The organism is Bradyrhizobium iriomotense, from assembly GCF_018129405.1.
GTDB lineage: Bacteria > Pseudomonadota > Alphaproteobacteria > Rhizobiales > Xanthobacteraceae > Bradyrhizobium > Bradyrhizobium iriomotense_B.
Genome location: NZ_JAFCLP010000001.1, coordinates 669,081 through 682,273 on the forward strand (window position 1 = coordinate 669,081; position 13,193 = coordinate 682,273).

At 65.7% G+C, this 13,193-nt stretch carries 13 protein-coding genes; 10 read left to right on the top strand and 3 right to left on the bottom strand.

Annotated features, from left to right (window positions below):
- Positions 1 to 81 precede the first annotated feature (81 nt).
- The 4 genes from JQ592_RS02805 (at position 82) to JQ592_RS02820 (ending at position 4,128) form a co-directional block, all read left to right on the top strand.
- The gene (locus JQ592_RS02805) at positions 82 to 954 is read left to right on the top strand and encodes a MurR/RpiR family transcriptional regulator (protein WP_211401383.1); all 873 of its coding nucleotides are present in this window, start codon (positions 82 to 84) and stop codon (positions 952 to 954) included.
- A 3-nt stretch (positions 955 to 957) separates the two neighbouring features.
- Positions 958 to 2,307, top strand: a complete 1,350-nt coding sequence (locus tag JQ592_RS02810) for an aspartate aminotransferase family protein (protein ID WP_211401384.1) — start codon at positions 958 to 960, stop codon at positions 2,305 to 2,307.
- A 12-nt stretch (positions 2,308 to 2,319) separates the two neighbouring features.
- Complete coding sequence (locus JQ592_RS02815; protein ID WP_211401385.1) at positions 2,320 to 3,330, top strand: amino acid ABC transporter substrate-binding protein; 1,011 nt, start codon at positions 2,320 to 2,322, stop codon at positions 3,328 to 3,330.
- A 159-nt stretch (positions 3,331 to 3,489) separates the two neighbouring features.
- On the top strand, positions 3,490 to 4,128 hold the full coding sequence (locus JQ592_RS02820; protein WP_211401386.1) for an aspartate/glutamate racemase family protein: 639 nt from the start codon (positions 3,490 to 3,492) through the stop codon (positions 4,126 to 4,128).
- Here JQ592_RS02820 and JQ592_RS02825 read toward each other — a convergent pair.
- Positions 4,125 to 4,772, bottom strand: coding sequence for a TetR/AcrR family transcriptional regulator (locus JQ592_RS02825; RefSeq protein ID WP_211401387.1), 648 nt, complete (start codon positions 4,770 to 4,772; stop codon positions 4,125 to 4,127). The two genes, JQ592_RS02820 and JQ592_RS02825, sit on opposite strands and share 4 nt — an antisense overlap.
- A gap of 156 nt (positions 4,773 to 4,928) precedes the next feature.
- Between JQ592_RS02825 and JQ592_RS02830 the strand changes: the two genes are divergently transcribed.
- Genes JQ592_RS02830 through JQ592_RS02850 form a run of 5 tightly spaced genes read left to right on the top strand, consistent with a single transcriptional unit; the run spans position 4,929 to position 9,696 of the window.
- Positions 4,929 to 5,138: a ferredoxin gene (locus JQ592_RS02830; protein ID WP_018648108.1), complete on the top strand. Its 210-nt coding sequence runs from the start codon at positions 4,929 to 4,931 to the stop codon at positions 5,136 to 5,138.
- 60 nt (positions 5,139 to 5,198) lie between these two features.
- Entirely contained in the window at positions 5,199 to 6,419 is a 1,221-nt protein-coding gene (locus JQ592_RS02835) for a cytochrome P450 (protein ID WP_211401388.1), read from the top strand.
- A 36-nt stretch (positions 6,420 to 6,455) separates the two neighbouring features.
- On the top strand, positions 6,456 to 7,778 hold the full coding sequence (locus JQ592_RS02840; protein WP_211401389.1) for an MFS transporter: 1,323 nt from the start codon (positions 6,456 to 6,458) through the stop codon (positions 7,776 to 7,778).
- Positions 7,779 to 7,781: 3 nt separating this feature from the next.
- The gene (locus JQ592_RS02845; protein ID WP_211401390.1) at positions 7,782 to 8,444 is read left to right on the top strand and encodes a sulfite oxidase-like oxidoreductase; all 663 of its coding nucleotides are present in this window, start codon (positions 7,782 to 7,784) and stop codon (positions 8,442 to 8,444) included.
- A gap of 28 nt (positions 8,445 to 8,472) precedes the next feature.
- Positions 8,473 to 9,696: a bifunctional alpha/beta hydrolase/OsmC family protein gene (locus tag JQ592_RS02850; RefSeq protein WP_211401391.1), complete on the top strand. Its 1,224-nt coding sequence runs from the start codon at positions 8,473 to 8,475 to the stop codon at positions 9,694 to 9,696.
- A 10-nt stretch (positions 9,697 to 9,706) separates the two neighbouring features.
- Here the strand turns inward: JQ592_RS02850 and JQ592_RS02855 are convergent, their stop codons facing one another.
- A complete protein-coding gene (locus JQ592_RS02855) occupies positions 9,707 to 11,137 on the bottom strand; it encodes a PLP-dependent aminotransferase family protein (protein ID WP_211401751.1) in 1,431 nt (476 codons plus the stop codon).
- 103 nt (positions 11,138 to 11,240) lie between these two features.
- Here JQ592_RS02855 and JQ592_RS02860 point away from each other — a divergent pair, with 103 nt between their 5' ends.
- Positions 11,241 to 12,155 carry a DMT family transporter gene (locus tag JQ592_RS02860; RefSeq protein ID WP_211401392.1) on the top strand — a complete coding sequence of 305 codons (915 nt, stop codon included), beginning with the start codon at positions 11,241 to 11,243 and terminating at the stop codon, positions 12,153 to 12,155.
- Here JQ592_RS02860 and JQ592_RS02865 read toward each other — a convergent pair.
- Entirely contained in the window at positions 12,134 to 13,192 is a 1,059-nt protein-coding gene (locus JQ592_RS02865; protein WP_211401393.1) for a YeeE/YedE family protein, read from the bottom strand. The genes JQ592_RS02860 and JQ592_RS02865 overlap by 22 nt on opposite strands.
- Between the last annotated feature and the right edge of the window lies 1 nt (position 13,193).

The following is a 13,193-nucleotide window of genomic DNA, read 5'->3' on the forward strand; positions in this document are numbered from 1 at the left end:
AAAATCCTTCTCAAATGCAGCGATTTCCGGCGGCGCACGTCAACTGTTGCACCAAACTCCAATTCATGCAACAAATGTTTCATGGCCGAGCCCGCGAAATCCTCGCCCCTGAGCGAACTGCGCATCGCATTGCCATCGCTCCCCCTGCGCTTGCAGGAGGTCGGCCGCTTCGTCGCCGCCAATGATTACGACGCCACCACCCGTTCGATGCGCGATCTCGCGGCCGAAGCCGGCGCTGATCCCGCGGCGTTCACGCGGCTTGCCAAGGCGATCGGCTATTCCGGCTGGGACGAGCTGCGCGCCGCACTGACGGAAGCGCGACGGCCGTCGCAAACCTCGCCCTTCTCCGGCAGGGCGAAGAGCCGGCGTCATGGTCCCAACGCCGATGTCGCGCTCGTCATCGACAAGCTCGAGGCCGAGGCCGCCGGCCTTCCGCGCATTCCGGCACAACCAATTGCGGAAGCGGCCCGCGCGCTGCACGACGCCAAGCGGATCTGGATCGCAGGCTATCGGAGCTGCCGCAGTGTGGCGGAACTCTTGAACTACGAGCTGCGGTTGTTCCGCCCCGAGCAGGTGCAACTCGTCGGCGCATCCGGTCCCGACGATCTCGATCTCGGCGCGTTCCGTCCCGGCGAAGCCGTCATCGTCATCGGCTTCCTGCCTTACACGCATGCGAGTGTCCGCGTCGCGCAGGCCGCTCATCGCAGCGGCGCAACGCTGATCGCGATCGCGGACAGCCTCTCGGCACCGATGGCCGAGGGCGCCGATCACGTGCTGCTGTTCGAAGCAGCGTCGTCGCCTGGCTTCTTCCCCAGTCTTACGGGCGCGATCGCGATCGCGCAGTCACTCGCGGCGGTCACGTTCTCGCTCGGCGGCGTCGCCGCGAAGAAGCGTCTGGAGAATACTGAGGCGCGGCTTGCCTCGGCCTCCACCTACGTCTCGGAGAAAGGTTGATCCATGAGCACTCGCACCAGCCGCGTGCTGCATCGCTCGCTACGCGAAACCCCGCCCAAGGCGATCGGCGGCGAAGGTGTCTATCTGTTTGCCGAGGACGGACGCCGCATCATCGACGCCTCCGGTGGAGCGGCGGTCTCCTGCCTCGGCCACCAGCATCCACGCGTGATCGCGGCGATGGCGAAACAAGCCTCGACGCTGGCCTATGCCCACACCGCCTTCTTCTCCTCCGAGCCCGCCGAAGCGCTGGCCGAGAGGCTGGTCGGGCATGAGCCGGGCGGCCTCGCCTACGCCTATTTCGTCAGCGGCGGATCGGAGGCGATCGAGGCCAGCATCAAGCTGGCACGGCAATATTTCATCGAGCGCGGCGAGCCGCAGCGGCAGCATTTCATCGCACGGCGGCAGAGCTATCACGGCAACACGCTCGGCGCGCTCGCCGCCGGCGGCAACGCCTGGCGCCGCGCGCCCTATGCACCGCTGCTCTCCGCCGCCTTCAGCCATGTGACGCCGGCCTTTGCCTATCACGAGAAGCGCGAGGAGGAATCCGACGCGCAATTCGTGGCGCGGCTGGCCGCGGAGCTCGAAGCCGAGTTCCAGCGGCTCGGCCCTGATACCGTCGCGGCGTTCCTCGCCGAGCCCGTCGTCGGCGCCACCGCCGGCGCCGTGACGGCGCCCGACGGTTACTTCAAGGCGGTCCGCGAGATCTGCGACCGGCACGGCGCGCTGCTGATCCTCGATGAGGTGATGTGCGGCATGGGCCGCACCGGCACGACACACGCCTGGGAGCAGGAAGGCGTCGCGCCGGACATTCAGGCGATCGCAAAGGGCCTCGGCGGCGGATACCAGCCGATCGGCGCGATGCTCGCGAGCGGCAAGATCATCGACACCATCCGCTCGGGCTCCGGCGCCTTCCAGCACGGCCACACTTATCTGGCGCATCCCCTCGCCTGCGCGGCGGCGCTCGCGGTGCAGGATGTGATCCGCGAGGATGGCCTGCTCGATCGTGTGAAGGAGCGCGGCCGGCAGCTCGAGCAGCGGCTAACCGAGCGCTTCGGCAATCACCGCCATGTCGGCGACATCAGGGGCCGCGGCCTGTTCTGGGCAATCGAGCTCGTCGCCGATCGCGCGACGCGCGCCTCGTTCGATCCCGCGCTCAAGCTGCACCAGAAGATCAAGGCCGAAGCCTTCGCGAACGGGCTCGGGTGTTATCCCGGCGGCGGCACCGTGGACGGTGTGCGCGGCGACCACGTGCTGCTGGCGCCGCCCTATATCGCGTCGGCGGACGAGATCGATCAGATCGTCGACAAGCTCGGCACGGCCGTCGACAACGTGTTGCGTAGTGTCAATCACTGAGGGGAGAGTAGTATGAGGAAAGTGGCTATCGCAGCGGGCGTGCTCGCAGCATCGACGGTGATCGCATCGGCGGCGACGCTGGACACGGTGAAGAGCCGCGGCACGCTGGTGTGCGGCGTCAGCGCCGGCTTTGCCGGCTTCTCCGCGCCGGACTCGCAAGGCAATTACAAGGGCCTCGACGTCGACTATTGCCGCGCACTCGCGGCCGGCGTGCTCGGTGATGCCAGCAAGGTGCGCTACGTCTCGCTGACGGCGCAGAACCGCTTCACCGCGCTGCAATCAGGCGAGATCGACGTGCTCTACCGCAACTCGACGCAGACCTACTTGCGCGGTGTGACGCTTGGCCTGCGCCAGGGCCCGATCAACTTCTACGACGGCCAGGGTTTTGTGGTGAAGAAAGACCTCGGAGTGAAGGAGCTGAAGGACCTCAAGGGCGCCACCGTCTGCGTCGCGCAGGGCACCACGCACGAGGTCACGCTCGGCGATTACGGCCGCGCCAACGGCATCGACTGGAAGCCGCTGGTGTTCGACCGCGTCGACACCATGTACCAGACCTTCTTCGGCGGCCGCTGCGATGCCATGACCCAGGACGCTTCCGCGCTCGCCGGTGCCGTGACCACGGCCGCGCCGAACCCGGCCGACTACGTCGTACTGCCACAGACCATCAGCAAGGAACCGCTCGGCCCCTTCACTCGCAACGGCGACGAGGTCTGGAGCGACATCATCACCTGGCTGCATTACGGCCTGATCGAGGCCGAGGAGCTCGGCGTCACGCAAGCCAATGTCGAGGAGATGGCGAAGTCGCAGACCCCCGCGATCCAGCGCCTGCTGGGCGCTTCGGGCGATCTCGGCTCGCGGCTCGGGCTCGACAACAAATGGCTGGTCACCGCGATCAAGGCCACCGGCAATTACGGCGAGATCTATGAGCGCAATGTCGGCAAGGCCAGCCCGCTCAAGCTCGATCGCGGCCTCAACGGCCTCTGGAGCAAGGGCGGCTTGATGTACGCGGTGCCGTTCAAGTAGACGGTACTTCACCTCTCCCCGCCTGCGGGGAGAGGTCGACCGCGCAGCGGTCGGGTGAGGGGGAGCTTCCGCGAGTCCGACTCTCACCAGCCCCGTGGAGACTCCCCCTCACCCCGACCCTCTCCCCGCAAGCGGGGCGAGGGAGAAGAGACGCCAGCCATGCGCATCGCACTCATCCACGCCCTCAAGCATTCCATCGCGCCGATCGAGGCGGCATTTGCGCAGGCGTGGCCGCAGGCGCGGCTGATGAACCTGCTCGACGACAGCCTATCGGCGGATCTGGCGCGCGACGGTGAGCTCACCGATGCCATGACCGAGCGTTTTCTCGCGCTCGGCGACTACGCGGCGGCAACGGGGGCCAACGCGACCCTGTTCACCTGCTCGGCGTTCGGTCCCTGCATCGAGGCCGTCGCACGAGCGCATGCGCCGATGCCGGTCTTGAAGCCGAATGAAGCGATGATCGAGCGCGCGGTGACGGTGGGCAAGCGGATCGGCCTGCTCTCGACCTTCCCGCCAACGCTGGTCTCGATGCCGCCGGAATTCCCCGCCTCGGTCCAGGTCGTGCCGAAACTCGCCGAAGGCGCGCTGGCTGCGCTCGACCGCGGCGACCGCGCCACACATGACCGACTGATCGTCGAAGCATCGGAGGATTTGCGCGATTGCGACGTCATTGCACTGGCGCAGTTCAGCATCGCCGCAACCGCGCCGCTCGTTGCCGAAGCTACTGGCCGTCCAGTCGTCACCACGCCTGATAGTGCAGTCGACAAGCTGATGAGGCTGCTGAAGGTGAGGGCCTAAGCTCCAGCCTTTTTCCGACGCCGCGCGTCCTTGATCGCGGCCGTCAGCGCGGCCTTCGTCTCATTGACAAAATCCTCGACCAGCTCCTCACGCGTGGTATGCGCGGCCTCGCCGGTCAAAAGTCCCTGCTCGGCCAGCATCACCACGCCATGCAGCGCCGCCCAAATCTTGAGGGCCTGCCGCTCGCGCAAATAGCCGACGGCCGGCACTTCCAGGGCCTCGATGACAAGCGCGAACGTCTCGCGCGTGGCCTCATGCAGCTCGCTGCCCTTGGCGGCGCAGGACACTGTGCGGGACGCAAACATCAGGCGATAGATGCCGTTACGGCGCAATCCGAAGTCCAGCATCGCCTGCGCCAGCGACGACAGCTTCGACTGCTTTGACGGTTTCGCCATCGCCGCCCGAAAGGTTGCACTGAGCTGCCGGAACGCTTCCGCCGTCACCGCCGTTAGCAGCGCATCACGGTCGGCGAAGTGCCGATACGGCGCCGGCTGCGAGACGCCGAGCTGTTTCGCCAGCGCCTTGATGCTGATCGCTTCCGCGCCACCCTGCTCAGCCTCGCGCAACGCGGCCTTGATCAGGGCGTCCCGGAGGTCGCCATGATGGTAGGTGTTCTCGGGCTTGCGAGCGAGTTGTGAACGCATGTTACGGCGAAGCCTATAAGTTTGCGCTTGACAGGGGAAGCCCGCCGCGAATGTAATAGGATATAACTTAAAGCGAGCGGCAAATGCCGCCGATAAGATTGACATGAGGAACGCGGGCCGCCTTTCGCGCGCACGCAAACGACCAAGGAAGCTGCAATGGCAGAGCGACTGAAGGTTCACGTCGATCCCGACAAATGCCAGGGCCATGCGCGCTGCAAGGCGCTGGCGCCGGAGCTGTTCGAGCTCGACGAATACGGCAACGCGCACGAAGCCGGCGATGGCACGGTTCCGCCGGGCCTCGAAGACAAGGCGTGGCTTGCCAAATCCAACTGCCCGGAAATCGCAATCGATGTGATCGAGGAATAGCGCGGCCTCCGGCCACCCCGCCTGCATTCAGCGAACACGAGCCCCAAGGGAAGTTTCGAGATGTCCGACGTCAGCCAGCCTGTCGCCCATCCGCCCGTCACCGACTGGGTCAACGACTTCGACCACACCGATCCGCAATGGACGGACGATCCCTTCCCGATCTGGGACGAGTTGCGCGCCGCAAGCCCGGTCGTGCACACCGAGCGGTTCCTCGGCTGCTACATGCCGACGACCTACGAGGCGGTGCGCGAGATCGCCAACGACACCGAGCATTTCTCCTCGCGCCGCATCATCGTCCGCGACGTGCGGCCGGAGATCGCCAGGAACGCAGCCCCTCCGATCACCTCGGACCCGCCCGTGCACAAGCCGGCCAAGCAGCTGCTGCTGCCGCCATTCACGCCGGACGCGATGAAGAAGCTGGAACCACGGATGCGCGCGATCTGCAACGAGCTGATCGACGGGTTCATCGCGGACGGCAAGGTGGATGCTGCCGCACGCTACAGCAAATACATCCCGGTTCAGGCTATCGCGCACATGCTCGGCATCCCCGAGAGCGACAGCGATCTCTTCATCAATTGGATCCACATGATCCTGGAGCTCGGCATCAGGGACGAGAACATGCTGCTCCAGGCCGTGCGCGAGATGAGCGACTATTTCAGGGGGCATATCGAGGAGCGCAGATCGAGGCCGACGGACGATCTCATCTCCTACCTGATGAACGCCAAGGACAAGGAGGGCAACCCGCTCGAGGATTCCCATGTGCTGGGCTCGCTGCGCCTGCTTCTGATCGCCGGCATCGACACCACCTGGAGCGCGATCGGCTCCTCGCTCTGGCATCTCGCCAGGACTCCCGCCGACTGCGCGCGGCTGATCGCCGAACCCGGGCTGATCCCGACCGCCGTGGAAGAGCTGCTGCGCGCCTATTCGCCGGTGACCATGGCGCGCGAGGTGGTCAAGGACACCGCAATCTCGGGCTGCCCGGTCAAGGCGGGCAACATGGTGCTGCTGTCCTTCCCGGCCGCCAACCGCGATCCAAGAATGTTTCCGGACGCTGACAAAGTCGTGATCGACCGCCGCGAAAACCGCCACGCCGCCTTCGGGCTCGGCATCCATCGCTGCGTCGGTTCCAACCTTGCGCGAATGGAGATGCAGGTTGCACTGGAGGAATGGCTGAGGCGAATTCCTGATTTCCGCCTCGATCCGGCAGGCACCGTGACCTGGTCGCAGGGCACAGTGAGAGGCCCCCGGCAGTTGCCATTTCTGCTGGGAAAGGCGATGTAGGCCTTCCCAAGAACAAGGGAAGTGGAAAGGCCGGGCGTGACTGAGCAAGCAATCAAACCGGCCTCGGAGTATTTTGACGTCGCCGACGCCGAGCGCCGGATCAAGGCGATCTTCATCGGCTCGATCGGCAATCTCGTCGAGTGGTACGATTTCTACGCCTATACGGCGTTCGCGCTCTATTTCGCCCCCGCCTTCTTCCCCGGCAACGACCCCGTCGTGCAGCAATTGAACGTTGCCGTCGTATTCGCGGCAACCTTCCTGATGCGTCCCCTCGGCGGCTGGTTCTTCGGCTACCTCGCCGACCATTTCGGCCGGCGCATCTCGCTGACGCTGTCCGTCGTCTTCATGTGCTTCGGCTCGCTGATCATCGCGCTGACGCCGACCTATGCCACGATCGGCTTTGCCGCGCCGGTCATCCTCGCGCTCGCCCGCGTGATCGAAGGCCTCAGCCTCGGCGGCGAATACGGCGCCAGCGCCACGTATCTCAGCGAGGTCGCCGATCCCAAGCACCGCGGCTTCTATTCCAGCTTCCAGTACGTCACCCTGATCGGCGGCCAGCTCACCGCGATCATCGTGCTGCTGCTCCTGCAAAAGGTCTTCCTGACGCCGGAAGAGCTGAAGGCCTGGGGCTGGCGCATCCCGTTCGCAATCGGCGCGGGGCTCGCGATATTCGCCGCGGTGATGCGCCGCGGCCTGCATGAGACAGAAGCGTTCGAGGAAGCCAAGAAGGTGGTGAAGCCGACCGGCTCGATCACCAATCTGCTGCGCTATCCGCGCGAGTTGCTGCTGGTGGTCGGCCTCACCGCCGGCGGCACCGCGGCGTTCTACACCTTCACCACCTACATGCAGACCTTCGTCAAGCTCTCGGTCGGGCTGACCGAGGACCAGACAACCTTCGTGATCTTCGGCACGCTCATCTTCGCGACCATCCTGCAGCCGGTCTACGGCGCCATCTCCGACAAGATCGGACGCAAGCCGCTGCTGATCTTCTTCGGTGTCGCCGGCACGCTTGCAACCGTTCCGCTGCTGATGGCCCTGAAGGAGGCCAAGTCGCCCTTCATGGCTTTCATCCTGATCTGCTGCGCCTGGCTGTTCGTCGCCGGCTACACCTCGATCAACGCGGTGGTGAAGGCCGAGCTGTTCCCGACCAATGTCCGCGCGCTCGGCGTCGGCCTGCCCTACGCCATCACGGTCTCGATCTTCGGCGGTACCGCGCCGGCGATCGCGCTCTACTTCAAGACCATTGGGCACGAGGACTGGTTCTATTACTATCTCGCCGGAATCATCTGCCTGTCGCTGATCATCTATTCCACCATGCGCGACACCAAGCACGCCTCCGCAATGCATCGCCACGAGTAGCTCATGGCCGACGACGAACCGCTGCCCGACAGCAAGCTGACCCGCACCAAGGAGAAATGGGCGCGCGAAGGCCGTTTCCTGACGGGCAAGGACACGCGGCCGGAAGACCAGCGCCTGCCGCCCGGGCAGCACCTGACCAAGGATTGGCCGGTGCTCGATCTCGGGGTCATGCCGCCGGTGTCGCGTGAACGCTGGCGGCTCGACGTCTACGGCGCGATCGAAAATCCCGTGTTCTGGAGCTTCGCCGAGTTCACCGCGCAGAAGCAAGAGCAGTTCACCTCCGACATCCACTGCGTGACGACCTGGTCGCGCTACGACAATGAGTGGGAGGGCCTCGCCACGCGCGAGCTGCTCGCCGTCTGCCGGCCGCGCGAGGATGCGCGCTTCGTGGTGCTGCATTCCTACGACGGCTACACCACCAACCTCGCACTTGAAGACTTCGCCGCCGAGGACGCCCTGCTCGCCCACAGCTGGTCAGGACAACCGCTGACGGAGGAGCACGGCGGCCCGGTGCGGCTGGTGGTGCCGCATCTCTATTTCTGGAAGAGCGCGAAATGGCTCCAGGCCATCGAGTTCCTGACCGAGGACGCGCCGGGCTTCTGGGAAGCCCGCGGCTATCATAACCGCGGCAATCCCTGGGCCGAGCAGCGCTATTCGAGCGACTAAATAGCTTCAAACAGAACGGGGGAATCCCATGCCCACGGAACGCTTTCAATTCACCGGCGAGGGCGGCCATCAGCTTGCGGCGGCGCTCGATCTGCCCGACGGCGAGCCCGCCGCCTACGCGCTGTTCGCGCACTGCTTCACCTGCGGCAAGGATGCGCTGGCGGCCAAACGCATCTCGGTCGCCCTCGCCGCCAGAGGCATCGCGGTGCTGCGCTTCGACTTCACCGGGCTCGGCTCCAGCGAGGGCGATTTCGCCAATTCGACCTTTTCCTCCAACGTCGCCGATCTCGTGCGCACGGCCGATCATCTGCGGAGCGTCCGCAAGGCACCGTCGATCCTGATCGGCCACAGCCTCGGCGGCGCGGCGATCCTGGCCGCGGCCGGAAAGATTCCCGAGGCAAGAGCGGTGGCCACCATCGCGGCGCCCTCCGATCCCGCTCACGTCACCGGCCTCTTCAAAGAGCATATCGACAACATCCGCACGCAGGGCGAGGTCGAGGTCTCGCTCGCAGGGCGCCCGTTCCGGATCAAGCGCGAATTCCTCGACGACATTGCCGAGCACGAGCTGATGAAGGATGTTACCGGCCTGCACAAGGCGCTGCTGGTGATGCATTCGCCCGTTGACGACACCGTCGGCATCGACAATGCGACCAAGATTTTCGTTGCGGCGAAGCACCCCAAGAGCTTTGTCTCGCTCGACCATACCGATCATCTCCTGACCAAGCCGGCCGATACGCTCTACGCGGCCGACGTGATCGTCGCCTGGGCGAGCCGCTACATCGACACCGCAAAACCTGCGAAGGTGATGGATCTTGCGGAAGAACCGCGCAAAGTGGTGGTGCAGGAGACCCGCAAGAGCAAGTTCAACCAGACCATCACCGTCGGGCCGCATCATCTCGTCGCGGACGAGCCGAAGGGTGCCGGCGGCGAGGATGCCGGTCCCGGTCCCTACGACTTCCTGCTTGCTGGGCTCGGCGCCTGCACCTCCATGACCATGCGCCTCTATGCCGACCGAAAATCGCTGCCGCTCGATCGCGTCACGGTCACGCTGAAGCACTCGAAGATCTACGCCAAGGATTGCGCGGAGTGCGAGACGCGCGAGGGCATGCTCGACCAGATCGAGCGCGACATCGCGATGGATGGCGCGCTCGATGCCGAGCAGCGCAAGAAGCTGATGGAGATCGCCGACAAGTGCCCGGTGCACCGCACGCTGACATCGGAGATCCGCATCGTGACGAAGGCGGTGGATTAGCGCGCAGTCGCTAGAAACACGACGCCATCGTCCGCACGGCCGCGCTGATCTCGCTTTCGCGCCACGCCGCAAAGCCGAGCAGCAGGCCGTGATCGCGCGGCTTGCCGAGCGCCAGGCTGGATAGGGCTCGCGTGACAACGCCCGCCTCACCCAGCCGCTTCACCGCCGCCTGATCGGTGCGACCGCGCTTGAGGCGCGCCACGAGCTGGATACCGCCCGAGGGCACTTCGACCGTGAGCACTTCGCCGAGATGGCGCTCCAACCCCGCGACGAGATAATCGCGGCGCGCGTGATAGAGCCGGCGTACCCGGCGCAGATGCGCCAGGAAATGCCCGTCCGCAATGAACTCAGCCAGCGCCTCCTGGATGTGGCTGGACGCAATCAGTCCGATATGCCGCTGCGCGATCTCCAGCGTGCTGACCATTGCCGGAGGCGCGACGAGATAGCCGAGCCGGATATCCGACGTCATCGCCTTCGAGAAGGTGCCGACATAGAACACGCGGCCGTGTGCATCGAGGCCCTGCAAGGCCGGCACCGGCCGGCTGTCGTAGTGAAATTCGCCGTCGTAGTCGTCCTCCACGATCCAGGTCTTGCCGGGCCTGCTTGCCCTGAGAAACTCGGTGCGGCGTGCCAGCGACATCAGCCGCCCGGTCGGATGCTGGTGCGAAGGCGTCATGAAGATCAGCGTTGGTGTCGCCTGGCCTGCAATCCGCTGCATGCCCTGCTCGTCCAGCCCGATGCCGGTCACGCGCGCACCGGAGGCGCGGAAGGCGGCTGCGGCACCGGGATAGCCGGGATTCTCGACCCAGACCTCGTCGCCCGGCGTGATGACGGCAGCCGCAATCAGGGTCAGCGCGGCCTGCGCGCTCGGCAGGATCAGGATCTGATCCGCGCCGGCGCGAACGCCTCTGCTGGTTGCGAGGTAATGCGCCAGCGCCTCGCGCAGGCGCGGCCGGTTGACCGGTCCGAGCTCGCGCCTGGCCGCCCCTACGGCGCTGCGGCGCAGGCAGCGTCCCCAGATGTCGTTCGGAAACTCTCTTGCGTCGCCATGCCCCGGACGCAAGGGCTTTAGCGGCGCCTGATAAGACATCGGCCAGTCCGCCTGCTGGAGCTTTGAGGCCCAGGGCGAGAGCCGCGGCTTGGGAGCACGCGGACGCGATATAGCTGCCCCTGCTGCATCGATCCGCTCAGCGCCGTCGACAATCACGACCGGGCGCCGCCCGTGCGACGCTGCCAAATACCCTTCCGCGGCGAGCTGCTCGAACGCGTAGGTGACGGTGTTGCGAGAGACGCCGAGATCGCCTGCAAGCTGGCGGCTCGACGGCAGCGCACGGCCCTTGCCGAGGCGCCCGCTCGCGATCAGGCGTCGAAGCTGACCCGTCAGTTGCGCCGCCAGCCCCTCGTCGTCGGCGCGATTGAGGTCGATTAGGCCGGCTATCAGGCCTTCGGAGACTGGCACCTTATTCTTCTCCAATCTGGCACTTTTTCTGGTGCCAGATGAGATGCTATCCGCCGGACTGGATTGCTTCAAGGATGATCCTGCGATGAACTCCCTGTCCGCTCGCGCCGCCGTCGGCCTGTTCCTCATCGTCGTGCTGGCCTGGGGCGTGAACTGGTCGGTGACGAAACAGCTCGTCCAGTTCCTTCCGCCACTGTGGACTTCAGCGATCCGGAGCTGGATCGCGCTGGCTGGATTGTTCGTGATCCTCGGACTGAGCAAGAATCTGGTGATCCCGGAGCGGCGCGACATTCCCGTGGTCCTGAGCGTGGCGCTGCTGCACATGACGGTGTTCTCGGTCCTGGTTGCGGCCGGTGTGCGCTTCCTGCCTGCGAGCAAGGCCATCGTGCTCGGCTACACCACGCCGCTCTGGGTCGCGATCGCCGCGCCCTTGCTGGGGAAGGATGCGCTGACCGCGCCAAAGCTCGCCGGCGCCCTGCTCGGATTGGTCGGCCTTGCCGTGATCCTGAACCCCGCGTCCATTGACTGGACCAATGTGAACGTCGTGCTCGGCGCCGGCATGGTGATCCTGGCCGCGATCTCCTGGGCCGCGAACATCATCTGCATCCGCGCGCACCGCTGGATCGCCTCCCCACTCCAGCTCCTGATCTGGCAGGTGCTCGTCGCGACGATCGTGCTGACGGGGTCGGCGGTGGTCACGGATGGCCGGCCCCACGCGGAATGGTCGTGGAGGCTCGTCCTGCTCTTCCTGTATTCCGGCCTGATCGGGACGGCGCTGGCTTATTGGGCGATGTCGATGGTCAACAGGAGCATCTCGGCGCTGACGACCTCGCTCGGCACCACCGGGACACCGCTGGTCGGCATTGCCAGCGCCGCGATCCTGCTCGGCGAGCCGATCGACATGAGCCTTGCCGTCGCGGCCGGACTGATCGTCATCGGCATCGGTCTTGCGACGCTGGGCGACCGGCTGTTGCGCAGTCAGGCCACCGCGAGCGGCTGAACGCTCAAGCTTCCGCGCAGGCCCGCCGCGGTGCCGAGCAGGATGCCGGCAACCGCGACGAACGAGCCAAGCGCGAGCGTCGACATGCCGGTGAGCCCCTGCCCGATCGAGCAGCCGAACGCCATCACGCCGCCGATCCCCATCAGCGCAGCACCGGTGCCTGAGCGCAGCATGTGGCGTGGCGATGAATAGCCTTCGAGCTTGAAGCGCCCCGTCGCGAGTGCCGTCACCAGACTGCCGGCGAAGACGCCGGCAACAGTCGCGATGCCGAAATTCAGCGTCAAGCCGGTCGAGAGCATGGCGTATTGCAGGGCGTCCGCGATCGGCGCGATGAAGGTGAGCGAGGTTACCGGAACGGGATTGAAGTCGTCGGCACCGAGATAGCCGGTGACGTACCAGCCGCCGGCGACCAGGAAACCCACGATGGCGCCTGCCACGATCTGACCCGGCGAGCGACGAAACGCAGGATGAGCGAAAGCAAACAGGATCAACGCGACGACAGCCGCAGCGGCGGCGAGCGAGCGCGAAAGTACCTCCGTGAATCCAAGCGTCGCCAGCACGGACGGCAGCGAGTTCGCGCTGACCGTGGTTTGCGACGCTTGGACCAGCGCAATGCGCGCCGGCGCGATCAGGCCCTTGAGCGTCATCTGCGCGGCAATCGCAAGAACGATCACGACGACGAACGAGCGGAGATTGCCACGCCCGAGCAGCACCAGGGCGCGCGAGCCGCAGCCATTCGCCAGCACCATGCCGTAGCCGAACAGCAGGCCGCCGAGGAACAGCACCGGTGCGGAGAAGGATTGTTGCAAATAGATCGACTTGCCGAGATCGACCGTGCCGCTGCCGGCGAGGAGCTGGCTTGCGGCGATCGCAACAGCGATCGCCAGCGCATAGGTTCGCACCAGCCTCCCGTCGCCCTCCGCCAGAAAGCCGCGCATGCTGCTCATCAGGCAGAAGCCGCTGAGCAGCCCAACGGCGCCGTAGATGAGGCCTATGCCGAGGCCGGCGAGGATGACGAGTTGGGCGGAGGATTCCATC

Coding starts and splice junctions, on each gene's coding strand:
- JQ592_RS02850 (WP_211401391.1), top strand. CDS start 8,473: ATGCCCACGGAACGCTTTCAATTCACCGGCGAGGGCGGCCATCAGCTT.
- JQ592_RS02820 (WP_211401386.1), top strand. CDS start 3,490: ATGCGCATCGCACTCATCCACGCCCTCAAGCATTCCATCGCGCCGATC.
- JQ592_RS02865 (WP_211401393.1), bottom strand. CDS start 13,192: ATGGAATCCTCCGCCCAACTCGTCATCCTCGCCGGCCTCGGCATAGGC.
- JQ592_RS02835 (WP_211401388.1), top strand. CDS start 5,199: ATGTCCGACGTCAGCCAGCCTGTCGCCCATCCGCCCGTCACCGACTGG.
- JQ592_RS02860 (WP_211401392.1), top strand. CDS start 11,241: ATGAACTCCCTGTCCGCTCGCGCCGCCGTCGGCCTGTTCCTCATCGTC.
- JQ592_RS02805 (WP_211401383.1), top strand. CDS start 82: ATGGCCGAGCCCGCGAAATCCTCGCCCCTGAGCGAACTGCGCATCGCA.
- JQ592_RS02845 (WP_211401390.1), top strand. CDS start 7,782: ATGGCCGACGACGAACCGCTGCCCGACAGCAAGCTGACCCGCACCAAG.
- JQ592_RS02810 (WP_211401384.1), top strand. CDS start 958: ATGAGCACTCGCACCAGCCGCGTGCTGCATCGCTCGCTACGCGAAACC.
- JQ592_RS02825 (WP_211401387.1), bottom strand. CDS start 4,772: ATGCGTTCACAACTCGCTCGCAAGCCCGAGAACACCTACCATCATGGC.
- JQ592_RS02830 (WP_018648108.1), top strand. CDS start 4,929: ATGGCAGAGCGACTGAAGGTTCACGTCGATCCCGACAAATGCCAGGGC.
- JQ592_RS02815 (WP_211401385.1), top strand. CDS start 2,320: ATGAGGAAAGTGGCTATCGCAGCGGGCGTGCTCGCAGCATCGACGGTG.